We start from the raw sequence: 21829 nt of genomic DNA on the forward strand, positions 1-21829 counted from the left end.
CCGCGCAGCTGCGCGGCCTGCTGCGCGGGATGCCGGGCTGCGCGGAGCTGCCCTTTGTGGAAGGGGACGCGAACCTCGCCCCCTTTTATTACGAGGACGCACAGGGCGGCGGCCTGCTGGGCCTTGTAAACTGCGGCCTGGACGATGCCCGCGCCGTGCTGCCGGACGGCCTGCGCCTTGAAAATGCATTGGACGGCACAGATGCGGAACCGCTGCGCCTGTCCCCGGTGAGCGTAAAATTTTACCGGACGTGTCCTCAGCAGCGCCGGAACAAGGAGGATATGCCATGAAGCTTACCTATCTGGGCACAGCCGCAGCCGAGGGCTGGCCTGCGGCTTTCTGCAACTGTGACGGCTGCCGCGCGGCGCGGCGGCTGGGCGGCAGGAACATCCGCACGCGCTCCCAGGCGCTGGTGGACGACGCGCTGCTGCTGGACTTCCCCTGCGACGCCTGGCTGCACGCGCTGCGGCAGGGGCTGGACTTCTCCGCCGTGCGCTGGCTGCTCGTCACCCATTCTCACACCGACCACTTTTACCCCGCCGAGCTTGTCAACCGCGGCGGATGCTATTCCCACGGCATGAAAAGCCCTACGCTGGATATCTTCTGCAACGAGGCCGTGCGGGATTACTTCTACAAGGCCGCCGGGCATGAGCTTGTGCCCGACGTGGAGCAGCGCCTGCGGTTTCATATTGTGCGGCCCTTTGAATGCGTTTCTGCCGGGCCATATCGTGTAACGCCGCTTCCCGCAAAGCACATGGACACCGAGCAGGCGCTGTTTTACTTAATCGAGCGGGAGGGCCGCAGCCTTCTGTACGCCCACGATACCGGCCGGTTCTATCCGGAGGTGTATGAATTTCTGGCAGGGCGCGCCGCACCGCTGAGCGCCGTCAGCCTGGACTCCACAAGCGGCCGTTTTGAAAACGGAGAGAACGACGGCCATATGGGCCTGCCCGACGCGGCCGCCGTGCGGCTTCGGCTTCTTGAAGCCGGCGCGGCGGGCCCGAATACACGTTTCATCGCGAACCATTTTTCCCACAACGGCGGCTGGCTGCACGATGAATTCGCCCGGAACGCGGCCCCCTATCAAATCGAGCCCGCCTACGACGGCATGACGGTGGAGCTGTGAACCGCCCGGCGGGCATCCAAACGGAGGACGGCTATGGAAAATGTTCCAAATGAGATTCTTCGCACCCCGGACTGGCTGGTCGACCACCGCGGCGGCAGGCTCAGACGCCTGCACGCCCGCTTTGGCGGCGCGCTCTGCGGGGTCCCTATGCGCCGGGACGCCTATGCGGGCATGTGCTGGCTGATAGACGGAGCCGAGGTGCCGCTGTCGGCCGTGCGGCGCAGCGGGCGGCCCGTTTACACCGGCCGCTTTTCGGCAAACGGGCTCGCGCTTGCGCTGTCGCTTTCCTACGCGGCGGACAAAGCGGGACGGCTCACGGTTTCCGCAGCCTTGCAGAATGAGGCGGACACCGCCACGCCGCCCTTCCGGGCGAGCCTGCGGCTGGGCTTCGATACATTTCTGGCACAGTATCCCGATTACAACGATCAGCTTTTCCCCACACTGCTCCGCTGTGAAAAAACGCACCTGTGGGGTTATTTTTCTTCGCCCTCGGGCAGGCTGCTGGCCCTGTTCACCGACGCGCCCACGGCGTCCTACACGCTGGATTATGAAAAAAACGCACAGGGGATCTTCACGGCCTCGCTGGATCTCCTCCAGCCGGGACGGCTGCCCGCCCGGCATCCCCAGGGCCTTGACAGGCTTTCCGCCGGCGAAAAAAAGACCTGGCACGTCACGCTTCTGCCCGTGGGGCCGCTTTATGGCATTGGAGCCATCAAACCCGCCATTGCCGCAGCGTCGCTTCTGCCGGTGCTGCACGCCGGCCGCTATACGCTCGCCGCGGACGAGGCGTGCCGCGTGACCGTCTTTTCCCGTTCGCCCCTGCCGGAAAATACGCTGACACTGAACGGCCCCGACGGCGGGACGCGGCGTTTGCCGCTTGAGCCGGACAAGCCGGGCGTCTACCGCGCGCTGTTCCGCGCCGCAGGAGCCGCCCCCGGCCTTTATACGGCCCGTGTGCGCAATGCGGCGGGGTATGAGGCCGAAATGTGCCTCTTTGTGCGCCGCCCCTGGTCATGGTACATCCAAGCGGCCCGCAAGGCCGCTGCCGACGCGCCGCAGAAGGCCTCCACGCACGCGGAGAGCTGGTACGGCTTTTATTCTGCCTACACCGCGCGGAGGTATTTTCCCGACGCCGTGCTCGACGGCAGGCTCGAACGGCGCTTTCATGAGGTATACCCGCTTCTGTACCAAAGCGGGACCGGGCTTCCTCTTGTACAGAAGGACAGGATTCAGAACCACTCGTCCATGCTGGGTATTTTTGTCTGCCGGTATGCATGCACAGCGGACATTGCAGACCTGGAGCAGGCGCACCGCCTGGCGGAGCTCGTGCTTCGTTTTCAGCGGGAGGACGGCGGGTTCTATAAGGGGGATACGGATTATACTTCCGTCATCTACCCTGCAAAATCCATCATGGAGCTTGTCCGGGCACAGCTGGCCCGCGCCGAAGACGCCCGCATTCCGCCCGAAGACCGGGCGCTGTGGCGTGGGCGGGCCGAGCGGCATATGGCGGCGCTGTACCGCGCCATGGAGCACCTTGCCGGGCTGGACGGGAATTTTCAAACGGAGGGCGCTACCGCGTCCTGCTACGAAGACGGGGCGAATTCATGCTCGGCCGCACAGCTGAGCGAATTCGCGCTGATGCTTGCGGAAGACAGCCCCGACAGGGAGCGCTATACCGAGGCCGCCCGCCGGATTCTGGAAAAGCACGCCTCCCACGAGCAGGCGCTTGTCCCGGATTGCCGGATGGCGGGCGGCACGCTGCGCTTTTGGGAGGCGCAATACGATGTGGAGATGGGCGGCACGCCTTCGGCGCCCCGTGCCCAAATGATGAATTCGCCCCACGGCTGGTCGGCCTGGAATATCTATGGCCTGTTCCACCTGTATGAGCTCACGGGCGAAGTGCGATATCTGGAGCGCGGCATGAACGCCATGGGCGCCTGCGCACAGCTGATGGGGCTTGACGGCACACTGCGCTGGGCGTTCGTGCCCGACCCCCAGCGGCAGGCACGTGTTTTTGTAAAGGATGAAGCCGCCGCGGCGCAGGGCCGGGTGGCCGGCAGACATGCGGAGCGCACCATCGGCGAGGAATACGTGCCGATGATCAGCAGCTGGTGGACCGCGCCGCCGCACACGCAGGTCTCCGGCTACACCGCCATGGGCGGCGCGGTGACGCAGGGCGCCGCCTGCGACAACGATGTGCATGAGGTATTCAAGGCCATGGGCGAGCTTGTCCTCACCAAAGCATATATCGCAGAGACCGGGGACGGCCATTTTGAATGCTACAACGCTTCCTGCACCCCGGACGGCGAGGGCCTTGTGGTCACCCCGGCGGAAGATGTGGTCGCGCAGGTGAGCGTGCGGCTGACGCGGGAACGCGCCGTCGCCGTCCGCTTTTCCTCCGGGATGACGGCCGGGACAGTCACTCCGGGAAAACCCCGGTGGATCTGCGCGGCGGAGCGTCCGGCGCGCGCTTATAAACCGGGGCGGCCCCCGCGCCGGAAGCCGAACAATGAAAAGACGGAGGCAGATCCTTGAACAACGCCACTTATCCCGCAAAAATCACCGGGCTGCGCCGGCAGCACCTGTTTTTCGCGCTGTGCTGGACAGCCTATTTCAGCACTTATATCGGCCGTCTCAACTTCACGGCCAGCCTGGCTGCAATCTCTGCGGCAGCGGGCTTTTCACAAAGCGAGCTGGGCCTCGTGAGCAGCGGTTTTTTTGTCGGATACGGTAATTTCCAGCTCGTCTGGGGATTTGCCGGCGACAGGCTGGACCCCGTGCGCATGGTGTTTTCCGGTGTGCTGTGCTCCGGCCTGCTGAACCTCGCCATAGCCTGCGCTTCTTCCCCCGTCCTTATGGCTGTAATTTGGACACTGAACGGCGCGGCGCAGTCCGCTGTGTGGTCTCCGCTTCTGCGTCTCACTGTCGAACGCCTGCCCGGTGTAGAGGCCATGCGCGCCAGCGTGCGCTACTCCACGACGGTGCCCTTCGGCACGCTGGCGGCTTACGGGCTGGCGGCACTCTGTTCCGCAATGGGCTGCTGGCGCGCGGTGTTCGCCGCGGCAGGGCTGTTCCTCACAGCCACCGCGCTGTGCTGGCTGCGCGGGATGCGTGTTCTGGCGCCTCCGCTGCCCGCCGCACCCGCCCGCAGCGCCGCGCGCGCGGCAGCCCGCCCCCTGCCCCATCGTCTTCCGGCCGTGCTGGCGCTCATCTGCCTTGCGGCTCTGGCAAGCGGAATGATCCGCGACGGCATCCAGACCTGGACGCCAACATACCTCCATGATATTTACGGGCTGGACAACACCTTCGCCATCGTGCTCACCTTCACGCTTCCCCTTGTGAACCTGTGCGGCGTATACATGGGCAAATGGGCAAACGACCATATATTTCACAGCGAAGCCGTCACGGCCGCAGCGGCGTTTCTGGCCGCATGCGCCCTTCTGGCGGCTCCCGCCTTGGGCGTGCGGCTGCCGCTCTGGGCCTGTCTGGCGCTGCTGGGCCTGTGCGCCGCGCTGATGCTGGCCGTAAACACCATGCTTGTCACTCTGGTGCCCCTGCGGCTGCAAAACACGGGCCGCGTCAGCGCGCTGAGCGGGCTGCTCAACTCCGCCACCTACGCGGGCAGCACGCTTTCAGGCTACGGCATGGGCCTGCTGCTGGAACGCTCCGGCTGGCCTGCGGCGCTGCCGGGCCTCTGCGCTGGGGCGCTGGCAGCCTCTCTTTTGTGTGCGGCCGCGGCACATGGATGGAAGCGCCTGCGCGGATAAGCCCGTATCCTTCGCCGGAGAGGGCCTTCCCTGTTTTCAAGCACCACAAAAATTCAAGCGCGGCACAAACCAAATCGCCAAAGAATGCCTTATAGCATACGGTCGAAAAAGGCAAAGAAGTCAATAAAACGTCCGGGGAAAAAGCCGGCGGCGGCAAAGCCATGCATCTTTGCGCGGCAAAGTGCAGGCCACGCGGCGAACGCCGCCAAAAAGGAGGTGGCGACCGCGCCCGCAGGCGCGTGTCGGAGCGGTGAGAAGCCTCCCTTGCGGACAACCGCGCTGAAAGCGCGGCTCTTAGCGCGCAGACCCCCCTTTTTCATTTAAAGTGACCCCGCGACGCCCTGCAGGCCAATGCCGAGACATGTAGGGCGAAGCGACCGCCGAAGCCCGCCGTGCGCGGCAAACGGGGCCGAAGGCTCTATTCGCAGGCAGCTTGGCGAAAAAGCTGCCATTACAGAAAAAATAAAAAAGGAGAGGAATCATGAAACAGCATCATCCCTTGCTGCGGCGCATGCTGTGCGCCGCTCTGGCCCTTGCCGTTGCGTGCATGGGCACGCCCGCCCTGGCCAAAAGCATCCCTGCCCTCGACCCTGAAATGACCGTCAATTCCAGCCACGCCATTTATTACGGCAGCGAAGCCAGCCTCGCGGATGGTGTATACGGCGCGCAGGAAAATGTGGACGGAGGGGGCTGGGTCTACGTGCAGACGGCTGCCGACGGCACGGACAACCATGTCGTATTCACCGTAGACCTGCACGAAACCCGCACTGTGTACGCCTCCGGCATCGGTACCATCGTCAACGGCTGGGCGGAAAAGATGGAAAACCTCACGCTCTCCGCCTCTGAAAACGGTACGGATTATACCCCGCTTGCCACCTTCGACAATGCGGAGCTGGCTGCCGAGTGGGGCCACCGCCACGAATGGGCCTGCCCGGAGGGCGCGCCTGTCACAGCGCGGTATCTGCGCTATGAATTTGATATCGCGACGTCCCAGATCACCGACGGCGCCGTCCATTACGTCTGCGTGGATGAGATCGACGTGCGCACCGAAGCCGATACGCCCGAGCCTCCGCCCGTGGTGGACCCGGACCCGGGCGACTGCGTAAACCTTGCCGCCGGACGCCCGTATACCAGCGCGTGGGCAGCCTCCGGCAGCTACGCGGATGACGGCGGGCAGCTCACGGACGGTGTTTACAGCCGTGCGCTTTCCTGCAAAGCGCCGGAATGGGTCGGTTATTACAATGAGGTGCAGGACGGCTTTGAATTCATCGTAGATCTGGGAGAATCCAAACGCTTTGAACAGGTCAAGATGAATTTTCTTCGCGAAGAAGGCTCCGGCATCCCGACGCCGTATTCCGTGCGCATCGAGCTTTCCGACGACAGCGCAAGCTGGCACACACTGGCCCAAACGGATGTCGCCCCAATCATCGAGGGCAGCGGCATCAAGCGCTTCGTCTACACCGTGCCCCAGGAAAAATGCCCCGAGGCGCAGGCCCGGTATGTAAAACTGCACATCAATTTCCAGATCTGGCTGTTCATCGACGAGATCGAGATATTCGACCGTGAAACGCCCGACCAGGGCACCGACGTACCGCCGGACGACCTGCCCAGCGTGGATCTGGCCGACGGCCTTGCTTTGGAATGTCCGCGCGAGCTGCTGTACGGCGCGCCCGCCACGATCCTGACGGACAGTGTGACGGCAGGCCCTGCCTGGAACGACTCCGACTGGCTGAGCTTCAACGGCACAAATCCCGCCGCACCAGACGCCAACCGCACAGCGATGGTATATGACCTCGGCGGCAAAAAATCCGTGTCTGAAATCCGTCTGCGCGCTCTTTATGATACCGCCAACGGCGTTTTTCTGCCCCGCGGCCTGAAACTGGAGGTCTCGGACAATAAAGCAAAATGGGTGACGCTCAAGAGTTTCGGGCCCGCCCCGTTTTCCGTAACCGACCCCGGTGTGGGCGAATATGTGTGGAACGGCGCAACGGACGCGTTCATCTCCACAACGGAAAACGCCGATATGGTCTATTTTCAATATCTGCGCATCTCGTTCGACTGTTCGGGCGTATGGACGGCGTTCGACGAGCTGACTGTCATGGGCAAAAACGGAAAATGCACAACAGCCGGCACGCTGGTCGGCACACCGGACGGCCCGCAGAATCTTGCGCTGGACAAGCCCTATACAGTCTCCCACGCCGCGCCGGACGCCTACGGCGACACAGACGGCAAGGAGCTGACGGACGCATCCTTCGGCAGCACGGACATGTATGACGCCGCCTGGCAGGGACATTCGGGCGAATGGCCGCTGCGCACCGCAGTCGTGGACCTGGGCCAAATCTGTGCGGTGGAGCAGGTGAGCATGAATTTCCTGCAAAAAAGCGGCTCCGGCATCTGCCTGCCCTCGCGCTTTTCTGTGTATGTTTCCTCCGACGGACTCACCTGGGCCGCGCTGTATGATGAAAAAACCTCCGCAGCGGCAGACGGCGTGCACACGCTGCAATGGCTGGGCGGCGCGGGCCAGCCCGGCAGCAAAACAGACGCCGCCCGCGTGGCCGCGCGGTATGTGCGCGTGGACGCGGAGCTGAACGGCTGGCTGTTTTTCGACGAACTGGAGGTCTTGGGCCAGACGCAAGCCGGAGATGCGGTGACCCTGTCTCAGGACGCGGACTTTGAAGGCGCGTTCCTTTTGTCCGGGCCGCAGACAGGCGGCATCCGGGACATGGTGCTGATGTACAACGGGCCCTACAAGGATTACGGTGGCAACCCCGGTTACGGCAACTGGAGCAAGGCGGACTGCAAGCCCTATGCAGCCTATGTGGATGAAAGCGGGCGCGCCCAGGATGTGATGTTTGACAGCGCATTGTTCCTGGCGCAGTCCTCGCCTGAGACAGGGCATCTGTTCATTGAGAGCAGCGACTACGGCGCAACGCCCAGCAACCTGGCCGACTGGCAGAACTACATTTCCAAGACCATCGACCGCGGCGGCGACATGGACGCGCTGGATGCCGCTGTGGCAGAAACAGCCGCCGAGCTGGGGCGTCCGGGGCTTAAAATGAAAGTGACCGTTATGGTCCCCTTCCCCGACGCGCTGTGCACAGATTTCGGCATGCTTGACGGCGCGGCGCTGAATCTCTCCGGGGAGACAGACGCGCAGAAAGCACTGAACTGGTATCTTGCAGAAGCACTGCGACGTTTTGAAGCGGCGGATTATAAAAACCTGGAATTTGCGGGCTTTTACTGGATGCATGAAACAAACTACCGCAGTTCACTCATCCGTTATGCATCCGAAAAGGCGCAGACGCTGGGATATCCCATGCTTTGGATTCCCTTTTACAATGCCAGCGGCTGGAACCGCGGCGGGGATATGGGGCTCTCCGCCGTCGCTCTGCAGCCCAACCATTTCTTCCCCTCGGGCGGCCCCTCGCAGGACCGTATCCGCGACGCGGCAGCACTTGCCAAAATGTACGGTCTCGGTATGGAGCTGGAAATGGACGACCGCGTTTTCAACGATCTGGATAAATACAACAAATATCTGGATTACCTGAACGGAGGCGTGAAATATGGTTTCATCGGGCCCGACAGCCGCGTATACCGAAACTGGTACAACGGCATCAAAACGCTGCTGGAAGCATCCACGGGAGTAAACCCTTATACCGGCAAAGCCGACCCCGTGGCCCGTGCGCTGTATGACTTTACCTATCAGGCCATTCGGGGCACCTATTCCCCCCAGCCGTACCGCACCTCTCTGGAGCCGGATGTGAGTTCTGACGACAGCTCCGGCGGCCCGGCTTCAAGCAGTGCTTCTTCGGGCATATCCTCCTCGGGCGCTCCTTCCTCCGGCTGTTCTTCCGCTCCGGGCGCCGCTCCGGACAGCGGCACGTCATCCTCCGGCGGAAACGGTCCATCCGCCGTCAACGTTCCTCAGACAGGAGACTACGCGCCTCTGTTTCTGTTGAGCCTTGCCGCAATATTGTGCGCGGGAATGCTCATACTGCTTTTGCACCTTAAGCGGCGCGCTCCGAACGAAAAAAAGTAGCGATCCTTGTTCACCTGGCCTCTATCGCTATTTTGTTGATTAAGTATAGCTTTCCTGATTTTTCAAACAAGGCCTGATTCAACGGTTCTGACTACTGTTTGACTGCTACCAGAACAAAGCCTGCGAAGGCCGACGGCAAAAGGCTTCGCGGGCTTTTTACCAGTCTTTATAATTTGTGCATTTCATCTACAAGCAACACGGTTACGCCATTTAAATCTGTCTGTCACAGTTCTCCGACCCGGAAGGCCACTGGTTCGAATCCAGTCGGGCGCACCAAAACAGCCCTTGGAATTCCGAGGGCTGTTTTTCTTTTCCTCCATAACCCCATGCCTCGGCCAGCTTCTGCTGTGCGAGCTTTTTGTTCTTGTCGAAAGCGTGTCTTTAGATATCCAAAGTCGCGCTTGGCTGTGCGTGCCCCAGCAGACTTACATCTACACCCTGAGCAATGAGCATGCTGGCGTTTGTATGCCACAGGCTGTGCACGTTCAAATTGTCCGGCAAATCGCCCTCTTGCAGAATCTTTTTGAACCGGAATGTGAATGTACCCGGCACCCTCGAATCCCCACCGGGCTGCCGAAACAGATAGTCCTCTTCCTCCAGCCCCCCTTCACCACGCTGCTCTTTCTCCCACGCACTTTCCTTACAGAATCCGAACGGCATACATCTTTGAGCTCTGTATTTGGCTTCGGCCTGCCGCATGCGGAAAAATACCGTTCACTCGGTATTTCGGAAGAGATTTTTCCCGATACTATGGGCTGCTTTTCCGCTTTTTGCTGGAGGCTAAAGCCCGTTCCGGCCAGTTCATATTTGACCGTGCCTTTTGGGGCTGGCGGCATCTTTCCTGCCGGTTGTTCCGGGTCGGTACATTGGAGTTTGAATACCGTCCCGGTCGATTCAAGCGAACCGCTTCCGCCCGGCATTGCAGCACACTGCCCTGCTCTGTCCGTATACATTCTCTCGGTTGCCCACCTTTCAGATCATGCGCTGCGCGATTCCTACGAACAGGCAGAGCGCTTCTTTGCTCTGCACGCTTCGTCTTTGTATGAGAACGGTAAGCCCTTGGCCGTGTTGTGCAGCACCGGGCTTCTCTGGCCCGCGCTGGACGCATTCCTGCCGGAGGACTCCGGAATTCTCTGATTTGGAAACGACTATGAGATATACGAGGCAGGCCCCGAAAACCAATCCTTCTATTTGTGACCATTCAATGGAAACAGCTCCCGCTGCGCTGCCAAAACAAACCCGCCTGCAGCGCACTGTTGTCGCCCATTTGGAACATGGCGGCTCATAGGCTCCGGGTACGGAAGCAAAAAACAACCGTAAAAGCTTTCCAAAAGCTGTTTTGCTGCATCTTTATCACTCGCCCGGCTTCCGCCGGGTGAAATTTTTGCTGCGGGCATCTGAAAAACAGCGGCGCTCTCCATTTTGTAAAAAGCATTGTGGATTTTTCTTGTGATTCCAAAGCCATTTTTCAGATGTACTTTTGTTTTCTCTGCCGGATAATGATATAATTAGTTTATCAAGAACGCCCGGGAAACCAACCCCCGGACGACTGTATATGGGGGAGAAGCGCATGCGAAGCAAATGGATCATCCGCATCTGGCTCGGCCGCCTGACACGTTATCTGGTCGTACCTCTCGTGTTCTGCGTCATTCTTTTTCCCTTATACGGCCTGATGCACCAGCAGACTGAAAAAGCGCAGCTCACCGACGCCGCCGAACAGCTCGCCACTGCCGTGAGCACCTTTGAAGGATATCTCAGCGACCTGCGGTTTACCACGAACAAGCTGTTCAACGACGATTCCTACAAACTGCTGGCCGTGAGCGATGACGATTCGCTGATGGGCGACTACATGACGTCTTTCAACGCTTCCACACTGCTTCAGGATCTTACTTACAGCATGTCTTACACCGCTTACAGCTACGTCACCTTTGCGCGCAACCATTTTGTGATCGACCCTTATCGCGTTTTTTCCGGATATGAGAGCTTTTATCCGGGCGCGCTGGAGTACCGCGATGTCCCCCAGGACACCTGGGCCGCATGGCAGGACGCGCGTGAGACGCTTTACCTGCCCGCACAGAGCGTTGTGCTGAACCGCACGAATTATCCGGATTCCTATCTGACGATCACGCAGCCGTTCATCAACTCCGGCGGACAATTCCGCGGTGCCTGCAATATACTGATTCGGGAACGCACTCTGTCCAACCTGTTTCTGCCCACGGAAAAATGGCGCAATGACGGCTTGTTTTATCTCGTGCGGGACGACGGCACGTTGCTGAGCCAGTACCGCTGCAACGGGGCCGCCCTCTCCTTCTCCGGAAATGAAACGGGAATCGAATGGTATGATGGGCAGAAGTATCTGTTTGTTTCCCGTAGCATCCCCAGCCTTGGCGCCAGCGCCGTGATTGGCCTGCCCTATTCCGTTTACGCCGAAAACCTGCGCGCCGTCAACCGCGCCATATGGTTTTACATCGGCGCTGGGCTGCTGGGCTGCTTTTTGCTCAGTTCCGCAATGACGCTGTGGGAGCTGCGCCAGCTCAAGCCCATATTGGACACGCTGGATGATGCCGAAACGGCGAACACCCGTCTGTTCAACGATCTGCTCGTCCAGAAGCTGCGCAACCACAGCCAGCTTTCGGCTGAACTGGAACGCGCCCGCGGCGAGCTGGACCATAGCCGCGTAGAAGCATTTTTAAAGACCGGCGCAGCGGGCACGGCCGAAGAACAGAAAAAAATGTGCGAACAGATGCATCTGACGGACTACAACTATCTTCTTTTGATCCCCGCGCAGGAGCGGCAGACAGAGACGCACGTGGGCGAGGAGCTGCGCTTGATGATGATCGCGGAGCAGGTGCGCCAGAGCTACGGGCGCACGCAGTTCGTTTACAACACCACCGAGGGCAGCGTACTCGTTGTTCTGACGCTGGACAAAGGTACCGAAGCCGAGCAAGTACAGATGTGCCGGCAGACCGAGGCTCTGCACGGCCTTTTGGAAATGACGGAACCGCTGATTCTCAGCGGACGTTTTACGCGGCTGGAACAGCTTTCCTCTGTATATTGGCAGGCGCGCAACATGGCCGCTTATTCCGACCGCACACAAAAGGTATGCTATCTGAGCGGCGAAAGCCTTGTCCGTGTAACGACAACCGATATCACCAGTCTGGAACGGCTGAATGAATACCTTTTATCCGGCCGCGCACAGGAAGCGCAGTCTCTCATCGGCGAACTGTTCCATGTGGACGATCTTTCGCCGCAGAACTTTCAGCAGGCATTCTTCAGCGTGCGCGGTGTGCTGATCGCCGCGGCGCAAAAGGTGGAGTGCGAAGACATCGCCTATCTTTGCTCTTATGATAACCGGCAGTCCGCCAGGCGGCAGGTGCAGAACCTGCGCGACTGCTGCTTTGAGATATGCAGCCATGTCGATTCCCTCAAGCGCAGCCACAACGAAGCTCTTCAGCGGCGCGTTCTCGCCTGGCTGAATGAACAGTACACCCGGCCGGACCTCAACATCGCCATGGCTGCCGAACAGTTCCATATCTCAAAAAAATACGTCACACAGTTTTTGAAGGACCAGACAGGCAAGAGCTTTACCGAGTATGTGGAGGAATTGCGGCTCTCCCGTGCAATGGAGCTTCTGCGCGGCTCTGAGCTGGGTATAACCGAAATTTCCGTACAATGCGGTTTTTCCACGCAAAACACGTTTTATAAGGCTTTCCGCCGCAGGTTCGGCATTTCGCCCTCGGCGGTGCGCCGCGGGGACAACGCAGGCTGACCGGTTCCTCTCTTTCTGCCAAAAACGGCAGGGCGTGCATGCCCTGCCGTTTTTTGTGCGCCTCTTTGGCCGGCGCTTTATGTCTGCCACTGATAAAACGCATAGGTGCGCGGGGCTGCAAAACGCAGGCACAGGTCGCCTGCGGGCGTGTATCCCTGCCCAACCGGGCCGTTTGCACACAGCAGGCGCAGCCGGGCCTTCTGCGGCATCCGCGTAAAGGTGAAGGCGCTTTCCGGCACATTTTCACGGAACAGCAGGAGATATCCCTTCTGCCCACAGGGACTTGTAAATGCAAAGCCTGTGAACGAGCGGCCATCCGGTTCCTGCCCGACCGGGCGCACATCGCACGCCCACATCGCCTCCCGGTGCAGACGGTACACACCGATGATCTGCTGCAGGCGCGCCGCGTCCTGCCGCCCCAGCCCGGAGAGCTCCATCCAGAGCAGCGGCTGCGCGGCCATAACGGACGCAAACAGATAGTCTGCCGTATACCGTCCGGGCGCAAGGGGGTCGGCCCGATACCGCTCTGTGTTGCGCGCCGGATTCAGCAGCTCGAACAGCATCCGCTGGGCCGGGACATACCGGGCAAGCATCCACAGATTGCGCAGCGTACGATGGGGATAATAATTGCCGAAATCCGTGTAGCGATTTTCCACAAACAGCGTGCCGTATTCCCGCGCAGCCAGATATCCCATACGCTGCTCGGCGGTGATGTCCTGCTGAAGCATCACGCGCCTCCCACTTTGTGCTGTAACCATTTCCAGCAGGGAAAGGTATTTCGCGCGCGCCGCCGGCGTGCGCAGCTTGACGCCGTCCAGCTTGAATACCGCCACTCCATAGGTCCTCCACAGCCGCAGCAACGTTTCCGCGTCCCGCCGCCAGTTTGCAAATTCTCCGGAGGAATCCGGAGAGAACCACAAGCCCAGCGCTACGCCACGCGCGGCGGCATGCTCCGCCACTGGGTACAGCCCGCGGGGAAACCGTTCCGGATGCGGCGTCCAGAAGTCCGCATCCGCCGCGTAATAGCCCTCCCACACGCCCCCCAACGGACGCGCGGAATTCACCGTCGTGCCCTTCTGCCAGCCGTCGTCGATCTGTACCGTGTCCAGGCCAAGCGCTGCGGCGCGGTCGATCTCCTGCAGCACGAACGTCTCGCACACCCGCGCGTCCCTGTTCCGGTCTCCCCAGGTGTTGGAAAGCAGCAGCGCATGCCGCTGCCACGGTGCCTGCCAGCCCAGCCGGTAAAACGCACGGTACTGCTCCCACAACCGCTCTGCAGGCGCGGTGCCCAATACACACGTACATCCCACCGTTCCGGCGGGCGGCGCGCCTGCACAACCGTTTTGCAGTACACACAAGCAGTTCTCCGCCAGAAGAAACTGCGGGCCGGGCGCCGGCGTTATGGGCGCATGGCGGGCCGCAAGCAGTGTTTCTCCCGTCCGCGTGTCTTCCACGGTAAAGAAACTTCCGGACGCCTCTACACGCTCTGCGGGATAGACCGGCGCGCCCTGCTCCCACACAAGAGTGTCATGCACATCCGTTTGGTCCGCAAGGCGTATGCACCGCCACCGCAGATGACCGCGTGGCAGCGGCACGGCAGCCATAACATCCCCGGGCACGCTGTGCGCCGCCGCACGCGCGCTGTCCCGCTCTACGCCTGTCGCGCCGGGAACTGTCTGCTGAACAGCGGCAAACACCCCTTCCGGAGGAGCCTCCCATTCGGCCCATATCGTGAGGAACGGCGTTTGCGGATACAGCAAAAAACACCGGCTCACACTGCGCGCGCCCTGCCTCCAGGTGCAGCGCACGGACCAGTGCTCAGCACACAGGCCTGCCGCCTGCGGCCGGGCCTCCCATTCCGGTTCCCCGTCCGGCGGGGCCATGCAGGCCGGAGCCAGTGCCGCACCGTCCGCGCTCTGCCAACAAAAGCCCGTAAGGCGGTTTTCCACGCAGGCCAGCGCCAAACCCTCCGGCTCAAGCCTCCAGCATGTGCGCAGCGCGGCATTTTCCAGCACGACCTGCGTGCCCTCCGCCGTAAGGCGGCAGTCCTTCCATTCCAGGCGTATCATTCGGCGCAGCTCCCCTCCGGCAGCAGGTTGAGTCTCACCGGGCCCGGCTGCTCCACGTCCAGCGTGATCTCCCACAGGCCTGCGTGGCGCTGTTCCGCCGCCACGCCCAAACGGCAGGAAATGCGCATTTTACCCGGTGCAAGCGCCGCCAGAACTGCAGTACGCCCGGGCCGCGTACAATAAAGCTCCGCTTCCAGCCCCGCGTTTCCGGGCAGCCAACGCGCGCACTGTACAAAGACGTCGAAGCCGGTTGTAAGCGTTCCGGGTACGTAGTAGGCCGCAAACCACTGTGCCACGGGCGCGGAAAGGCCGCCAAACTGGTGCCAGCCCGCGCCCCGGCGGCTCTCGATCATAAAATGCTCGAAGCAATGGTAGGACGCCGCGCATTCATCCTGCCACAGCCGCAGGGCCGTATCCGCGATACGGAATGCGAAGCCGGTTTTGCCCGCATCCAGCGCCGCTTTGAAGAACATCCACTGGTATGGCATCCACACCGCGCCGTTCCAGTATCCGTCCCTGCGGTAATAGGGGGCGGACCGGTCCACTGTGGAAAGGCCGCAGGCGCTCCACAAATGCTCTTCGCTCGCCAGCTTTTCCCACAGGCCTTCGGCCTGCTCCGCAGTGCACGCGCCGGCAAACAGAGGTGATGCGCCGCCCAGCCCCATGTTATGGTTCACGCCGGAAGCGTCCCGCAAAAAGCCGGCAGCCCTTCCCTGTTCATCGTGCAGCACATACCCGAAGTATCCGGCGCCCTCGTCCCACGCGTGCTCCTGAAGCGCCCGGGTGAAACGCTCCGCATCCTTTTCCAGCCGGTCTGCGTCCTCCCCGTGGGCGAGCAGGTGCGCAGTATAGGCCAGGATGCGGGCGCACCGTACCGCGTGCGCTGTTGTGACCACAGGCGTGCAGCGCTTTTCCAGCCGCTGCTCATGGACGGCCTTTTGGGGCGGATAATCGTCCCAGCCGCCGGAATTGTAGAAGTAGTCCCATGGGCGCAGCAGGCCGCTTTGCAGGTCCGCCGTGGTGGAGCCTCCCGCCTGCCCGGTAAAAAATGCATAGTATTGCATCAGGCGCGGGTAACAATATTCGGCCAGTGCCCGGCTCTGCGTTCTGTTCAGCAGCTCGGCAAACAGGTAAAACTGCGCAGGCACCAGCGAGCCGTGGTGGATGAACGCGGCCTCGTCGTCGCCCGGCGGCGTGAGGTAGGCGTTCAGACAGTCGAACCCGCGCCGGGCGGAAAACTGTGCAAGCCCCATGCCGATGAAGCCCGAATCCCAGGTGTACAGGCTGTCCCACCAGCGTCCGGGGGTATTGTGGCGGATGTACTGTCCCCGGGTGTAAACGGGATATACCACATTGGTGCACAGCACCGCCCGCATCAGCTGCCCGCCGAGGGCAAAGGGCTCGCCCGCGGGCAGCATGGGCGCCGGCTCCAGCGCCGGTGACGCGGCCTGCCACACAGCCTCAAAGCTCTCGCGCTGCGCCCGCAGCTCCCGGCACAGCGCAGCCGCTTCCTCCGGCGTGCCCGCGCTGCAGACAGCGCCGTAGACCCGTTTCGACTGTCCCGCCGCCAGCGGGATGGGGCGCAGAAACACGTTGGTGAAATGTCCTTTTCCATCTCCGTGCAGCGTGGAGGAAACATGGTCGTGTACCGTTTCGCGCAGAAAAACATCCAGCTCGCTGTTTTCGATCTGCCGAACCTGCACGCTTTCATAGTCCCACAATACGCCATAGCACTCGCGGATGTGGGGATATTTCAGGGTGAGGAAGCCCTCTTTTTCGTACAATTCCATTTCCGGACATGCGCCGCTCCCCCGCGGCGTGACGCAGAACGCTCCGCTGTCCGCCGCTTCGCACAGCGCAAAACAATCCAGCTTGGCGCCGCCTGTGCCTGCGGCCGTCAGCGTCAGCGTGTGCGCGCCTGTCGCCAGCGGCCGGGACAGACAAATGCGCGCTACCTCCGGCTGCGGTGCGGGCGGCAGCTCCAGCACATCACCCGAGGAAAGCCTATATCCCGAGGCTGCGCTGTCTGCGTTGATATAGCGCACACACAGACAGGGCCTCTGCAGCGGCTGCTCCAGCGTGAACGTATAGGTTACAGCGTCTCCCGCGCCGCTTGGCAGCGGCTGGCCGAACGGCCCGTACCCGGCCGCACAGCCGAATCCAAGCCCCACGCCGTATCCGCCCGCAAAGCCCTCCACCGGCTCCTCGGCGCGGCGCATGCCGTCCCATCCCAGCCCGTCCGTGGGACGCGGCACGGCAAAGCGCAGGTCGTCATAGTCTTTGGCCAGCACAAAAGCCGCGTGCTCCGGCAGGCGCACTTCCGCGCCCGTCAGCGCAAACCTGCGGTAAGAGGGCACGGGGTCATGCGCGCTGGCCATATAATGCAGCACAAGATTCTGCGGCGTGTCTGTCCCGTTGCAGCATTCCACACGGACCAGACGGGTGTTTTCGCCCAGCGGCGCGAACGAAACGTCCGCGTATACGCGATCTTTCCATTCCAGCTCGTGCCGCAGCGTATAGCAGGAAAGGTCCGGCGCGGCCTTCCACACGTGATATCCGCTTTCAAACCGTACGTTGGGCACATCCACACGGCGGCGGTACAGCCCGGGAAATACGGCAAGGTCAAACCGGACGCCGTCGTTTGCGGCCGGGATATGGGAAATACCGCTGTACTGCTTTGTATACGGCCCCCACGCGGGCAGAGAAAGATCGTGGGTCTGATATTCTGTTTTCATTCTGTTCCCTCCCAAATGGCAAAAAAGCGGCGCGCCCATCTGCCGGAGCTCCGGCGGGCGCGCCGCTCAGGCGCCTGCGCGCCCGGCTTTTCGAAAAAACGCCTGCGCGCTTATCCCTTGACAGCGCCGATCATGACGCCCTTTACAAAGTATTTCTGCAGGAACGGATACAGGCACATGATGGGCAGCGTAGCCACCACCATGGTGGCATATTTCAGGCCGTCGCCGATGATCTCCACATCACCCGAGGAACCCGCCATATTGCTGATATCGCTCTGGATGAGTACTTCACGCAGCACCATCTGCAGGGGATACAGGCCGCGGTCGCTGATGTACAACAGCGCCGGAAACCAGGAGTTCCACTGCGCCACACCGTAGAACAGCACCATGACCGCAAGAATGGGGCCGGAAAGCGGCAGCACGATGCGGAAAAAGATGACAAGGTCGTTGCAGCCGTCCAGCGAGGCGGATTCCACCAGCTCGAAGGGAATGGTGGATTCAAAAAACGTGCGCATGATGATGAGATTGTACGTGCTGACAGCCGTTGGCAGAATCAGCGCCCACATCGTATTGAGCAGGTGCAGCCGCTGTACGATGAGAAACGTGGGGATCATGCCGCCGGTGAAAAACATCGTGAACACGAACACACCCATGAACAGATTGCGGCCGTAAAAATCCTTGCGGGAAAGCGGATACGCCGCAAAGGCGGTGAGCACCACGCTGATACAGGTGCCCAGCACGGTATATACGATGGTATTTCCATAGCCCTGCCAGATGCTGGCGTCCTTGAATACCTTTTCGTACATGGAAAACGTAAAGCCCTTGGGCCAGAACGATACCTCGCCGCGCAGCAGGGCCATGGGGTCGCTGAAAGAACCGCTGACGATATGCAGCAGGGGGAAAACGATAATAGCGCAGAACAGGACCAGGATCGCATAGATCACTCCGGTAAAAATGCGCTCCCCCGTACTCTCTTTGATTTTTGTCCTTTGTTTTGTCCGTTCCATTACCAGAGGCTCACCTCGCTTACCCGTTTGCTGATCTTATTGAACACGATGATGACGATGAAGTTGATGACGGAGTTGAACAGGCCCACCGCCGCCGAGAAGCTGTATTCGCCGCCCTCGAACGCGCGCCGGTATACATAGGTGGAAATGACGTCCGCCGTCTCATACGTGGCGGGGTTGTACATCAGCATGATCTTCTCGTAGCCCACGGTGAAGATGCTGCCCATACGCAGGATGAGCATCGTCATGATCGTTGGCAGGATGCAGGGCAGGGTAATGTGCAGCAGCTTTTTCCATTTGGACGCGCCGTCCACCGTCGCCGCCTCATACAGCGAGGGGTCGATGCTGGTGAGCGCGGCCAGATAGACGATAGAGCCGTAGCCCGCTGTCTGCCAGATATCCGAAAGCACATACACCGTCTTAAAGTATTTCGGCTCGGCCATGAAATGGACGGGATCCCCGCCGAACATTTGGATGATCTGGTTGAACAGGCCGTTGCTGGGCGACAGCATTGCATTGATGAGGCTCACCACAACGACGGCGGAAATGAAATGCGGCATATAGACGATGGTCTGTACGCCTTTTTTGAAATACTTGCTGCGCACCTCGTTCATCAGCAGTGCAAGGATGACCGGAATGGGGAAGCCCACCACGATGGAATACACGCTGATGCCCAGCGTGTTCTTCATCAAGCGTACAAAATATTCCGATTTGAAGAACTGGATAAAGTATTTGAAGCCTACCCATTTCCCTCCGGTGATGCCGAGGGCGGGCATGAAATCACGAAACGCGATCTGAGCGCCGTACAGCGGCGCATACATGAAAACGATATACCAGACAAACGTGGGCAGCAGCAGCAGATACAAATACCTGCTGCGCCAGATCTTCTTGCCCGCATGGCTCAGTCTGCCGTTTTTATCGGTGCGGGAGGGTCTCGCCTGTCTGGAGGCCACGGCGGTTTTCATAAATGTGTCCTCCTTCCAAAATAGGGCCGGGGCTCGCAGGCCCGCCGCCCGTCATACGGTGTTCGCCGGAGAACGCCGCGCACCCGGACATCAGGCGCGCGGCGGGCTTCCCGGTTCTGTTTCAGCTGTTCCAGGCGTCCAGGGCTTCCTGGTAGATGCCAATGACGTTCTCAATGCCCATTTCCTTCACTTTTGCCACATAGGTATCCCAATTTTCGATGGGTTCGCGGCCGGTGATGAATTTCATGACCATCTCGTCCACATAGGTCTCGATATCCGCCATGGCGGCACGGCGCTCGGCGTCTTTCTCAGATGAGAACGAAAGCGTGCCGGGAATCACATATTTGTTGGATTCCTCCAGGAACGGGATGATGCAGTTCTCCTTGGCCTCCAGCACGGCAGCATCGTCCAGCTGGCTGGTCTCGCTGAAGCACAGCACAGAGGGCATGGTTCCCTGCGCGATGGTGAACGTCCCCACCGCCTGTTTCGGGGAAAGACCGTCCGGGTTGTTCAGGATATAATCGGTAAAGATGGGTTCGCCGTCCTGCATGGTGTAATGCGTGCCCTCAATGCCCATGTTCAGCAGCATCTGGCCCTCGGCGCTGTACATATAGTCCAGCCATTCCACAACGCGGTCTACATTTTTGCAGGTGGAGGTGATGGTGGCGCCCACAACGGCGCGGGGGACAAGGTCGATGTTGGTGTGGATCTGTACGCCGGCCTCGCCTTTCGGCGGCTCGGTGGCGGCGACGTGGAAGCCGGGCACGGATTCCGCCATCGTGGCGTTCTGGGCGGCCAGCATGCCGCCGAGCGGGCCCGCGAAGGAGCCGACGATGTTCTGCGCCAGCTTCGCGCTGAAGGCCGAGTAATCTGTGGTGATGATCTCCTGGTCAATGTAGCCCTTGTTCCACATGTCGTTCATCCAAACCAGGGCTTCCTTGTATTTGTCCTCGATGGGGCCGTAGTGCACCTTGCCGCCGTCGGTGGGGTCGGTGTAGAAATCGTCCAGTACGCCCCAGGCCGTGCAGAAATTGCGCAGACGCTCAATTTCATAGGCGCTGAAGGGGATCTCATCATTTTTTCCGTTGCCGTTCAGGTCGGTGGTCTTGACGAGCGACCAGTAGTTTTCCCAGTCCTCGATGGTTACGGGGCGTTCCAGTCCAAGCTGGTCCAGCCAGTCGGTGCGGACGATATACGGGATGTTGCCCGAGGGCGTCTCATCCAGCATGGGAAGATAGTAAATGTTGCCGTCAGAGTAGGTGAGGGCTTTCTCCACGCCGTCGCGCTTGTCCATTTCCGCTTTCAGGTTCGGCATGCTGTTTTCAATGTAATCATTCAGCGGCAGGATCACGCCCGTTTCGCCGTATTTCAGCACATCCGTCACCGGGATCTCCATGATGACGTCGGGCAGTTCCGTTTCCATCATCACAAGGTTCAGGCGTTCGGTGTAATTTTCCTGCGGGGGATTGTCAAATTCAAAGTCGATGTTGAACATCTCACCCATCACCTTGAATACGTCCATCTGGTCCATGGCCACCTCATGGGAGGCCTTGCTGCGGAATACGCGGACTGTGATGCGTTCGCGCTCCGCGGAAGACGAGCCGCCGGCGGACGAAGCCGCAGGTGTTCCGGACGAAGAGCCGGCGCAGCCTGCAAGCATCCCGGCAGCCAGCGCCAGGGTGAGGGCTGCACTGATAATGCGTTTCATCTTTTTCATGTTGCTTTCCTCCATATGTAATGAAAACACGGTATAGGGTACTCTTTTCAGGCCGGACGGCTTACCCGTACGCTGTACGCCTCCTGCCTGCAGCCGCATGCCCGCCGGAGGGCGGAGCAGCCAACTGCTTACGAGGATACCACGGCAGAAACTCCAAAATCAATAGCTTTTTGTGTGTTTTGCCCAATTTTTATCCCAAAAATCAAGCATGATTCACATACATTTTATACAAAGATTTGATTTTTCTTCCTTCCGTCAGGGTCCGGAAAACAATTTCAGGCTTTTCTCCCTTGACTGCCCGGCGGCGGCGGCGCTATGCTGGATTTGTATACGGGCGGCGTTCGGTTCCGCTCTGCCCTCTTTATTTTTCATCACATCAATCAGGAAAGGATCTGTCCGTAATGGCAAAACAAATCACAGCGATCATCGTTGGCGCGGGGCATCGTGCGCTTCTGTACAGCTTGTACGCCCTGCAGAACCCGGAGAAATTCAAAATCGTCGGCGTGGCCGACCCGGACCCCATCCGCCGCAGAAAAACGGCGGAGATGCACGGGTTTGGAGAGGATATGTGCTTTGAAAGCGCCGAGGCGCTGGCGGAGCGCCCCAGGCTGGCCGATGCCGTCATCAACGGCACC

Annotated in this window: 12 protein-coding genes and 1 pseudogene; 8 read left to right on the forward strand and 5 right to left on the reverse strand. The window is 60.5% G+C overall.

What is annotated here, in order from left to right; translation table 11 throughout:
- The 7 genes from IIY41_RS04765 to IIY41_RS04795 all read left to right on the forward strand — a co-directional run.
- Positions 1-290 (forward strand): hypothetical protein (locus tag IIY41_RS04765; protein ID WP_287399999.1); only part of this gene is annotated, 290 nt, incomplete at its 5' end.
- On the forward strand, positions 287-1126 hold the full coding sequence (locus tag IIY41_RS04770) for an MBL fold metallo-hydrolase (protein ID WP_058723728.1): 840 nt from the start codon (positions 287-289) through the stop codon (positions 1124-1126). The genes IIY41_RS04765 and IIY41_RS04770, both read left to right, overlap by 4 nt.
- Before the next feature lie 33 nt (positions 1127-1159).
- A complete protein-coding gene (locus IIY41_RS04775; protein WP_287400001.1) occupies positions 1160-3661 on the forward strand; it encodes a hypothetical protein in 2502 nt (833 codons plus the stop codon).
- On the forward strand, positions 3658-4893 hold the full coding sequence (locus tag IIY41_RS04780; RefSeq protein ID WP_287400003.1) for an MFS transporter: 1236 nt from the start codon (positions 3658-3660) through the stop codon (positions 4891-4893). The genes IIY41_RS04775 and IIY41_RS04780 overlap by 4 nt, the downstream gene beginning before the upstream one ends.
- 481 nt (positions 4894-5374) lie before the next feature.
- Entirely contained in the window at positions 5375-8932 is a 3558-nt protein-coding gene (locus IIY41_RS04785; protein ID WP_058723732.1) for a DUF4855 domain-containing protein, read from the forward strand.
- Between the two features lie 285 nt (positions 8933-9217).
- Positions 9218-10069 carry a hypothetical protein gene (locus IIY41_RS04790; protein WP_287400005.1) on the forward strand — a complete coding sequence of 284 codons (852 nt, stop codon included), beginning with the start codon at positions 9218-9220 and terminating at the stop codon, positions 10067-10069.
- Positions 10070-10502: 433 nt separating this feature from the next.
- On the forward strand, positions 10503-12701 hold the full coding sequence (locus tag IIY41_RS04795; protein WP_058723735.1) for an AraC family transcriptional regulator: 2199 nt from the start codon (positions 10503-10505) through the stop codon (positions 12699-12701).
- 77 nt (positions 12702-12778) lie between these two features.
- Here the strand turns inward: IIY41_RS04795 and IIY41_RS04800 are convergent, their stop codons facing one another.
- The 5 genes from IIY41_RS04800 to IIY41_RS04820 form a co-directional block, all read right to left on the reverse strand.
- Complete coding sequence (locus IIY41_RS04800; protein WP_287400006.1) at positions 12779-14770, reverse strand: alpha-galactosidase; 1992 nt, start codon at positions 14768-14770, stop codon at positions 12779-12781.
- Positions 14767-17505 (reverse strand): MGH1-like glycoside hydrolase domain-containing protein, encoded by a 2739-nt coding sequence (locus tag IIY41_RS04805; protein WP_287400007.1) that lies wholly within the window; start codon positions 17503-17505, stop codon positions 14767-14769. The genes IIY41_RS04800 and IIY41_RS04805 overlap by 4 nt, the downstream gene beginning before the upstream one ends.
- A 110-nt stretch (positions 17506-17615) precedes the next feature.
- Positions 17616-18512, reverse strand: coding sequence for a carbohydrate ABC transporter permease (locus IIY41_RS04810; RefSeq protein ID WP_287400009.1), 897 nt, complete (start codon positions 18510-18512; stop codon positions 17616-17618).
- The gene (locus tag IIY41_RS04815) at positions 18512-19477 is read right to left on the reverse strand and encodes an ABC transporter permease (RefSeq protein WP_050006572.1); all 966 of its coding nucleotides are present in this window, start codon (positions 19475-19477) and stop codon (positions 18512-18514) included. Before IIY41_RS04815 ends, IIY41_RS04810 begins: the two co-directional genes overlap by 1 nt.
- A gap of 121 nt (positions 19478-19598) precedes the next feature.
- Positions 19599-21194: an extracellular solute-binding protein gene (locus tag IIY41_RS04820; RefSeq protein ID WP_287400011.1), complete on the reverse strand. Its 1596-nt coding sequence runs from the start codon at positions 21192-21194 to the stop codon at positions 19599-19601.
- A gap of 401 nt (positions 21195-21595) precedes the next feature.
- Between IIY41_RS04820 and IIY41_RS04825 the strand changes: the two are divergent.
- Positions 21596-21829 (forward strand): annotated as a pseudogene (locus IIY41_RS04825) (Gfo/Idh/MocA family protein); the annotation flags it as partial.

This window comes from Ruthenibacterium sp., from assembly GCF_017421385.1.
Lineage (GTDB): Bacteria > Bacillota > Clostridia > Oscillospirales > Ruminococcaceae > Ruthenibacterium > Ruthenibacterium lactatiformans.

Excerpts from the sequence above, each read along its gene's own strand:
- IIY41_RS04770 (WP_058723728.1), top strand. The coding sequence starts at position 287 with ATGAAGCTTACCTATCTGGGCACAGCCGCAGCCGAGGGCTGGCCTGCG.
- IIY41_RS04775 (WP_287400001.1), top strand. The coding sequence starts at position 1,160 with ATGGAAAATGTTCCAAATGAGATTCTTCGCACCCCGGACTGGCTGGTC.
- IIY41_RS04785 (WP_058723732.1), top strand. The coding sequence starts at position 5,375 with ATGAAACAGCATCATCCCTTGCTGCGGCGCATGCTGTGCGCCGCTCTG.
- IIY41_RS04795 (WP_058723735.1), top strand. The coding sequence starts at position 10,503 with ATGCGAAGCAAATGGATCATCCGCATCTGGCTCGGCCGCCTGACACGT.
- IIY41_RS04800 (WP_287400006.1), bottom strand. The coding sequence starts at position 14,770 with ATGATACGCCTGGAATGGAAGGACTGCCGCCTTACGGCGGAGGGCACG.
- IIY41_RS04805 (WP_287400007.1), bottom strand. The coding sequence starts at position 17,505 with ATGAAAACAGAATATCAGACCCACGATCTTTCTCTGCCCGCGTGGGGG.
- IIY41_RS04810 (WP_287400009.1), bottom strand. The coding sequence starts at position 18,512 with ATGGAACGGACAAAACAAAGGACAAAAATCAAAGAGAGTACGGGGGAG.
- IIY41_RS04815 (WP_050006572.1), bottom strand. The coding sequence starts at position 19,477 with ATGAAAACCGCCGTGGCCTCCAGACAGGCGAGACCCTCCCGCACCGAT.
- IIY41_RS04820 (WP_287400011.1), bottom strand. The coding sequence starts at position 21,194 with ATGAAAAAGATGAAACGCATTATCAGTGCAGCCCTCACCCTGGCGCTG.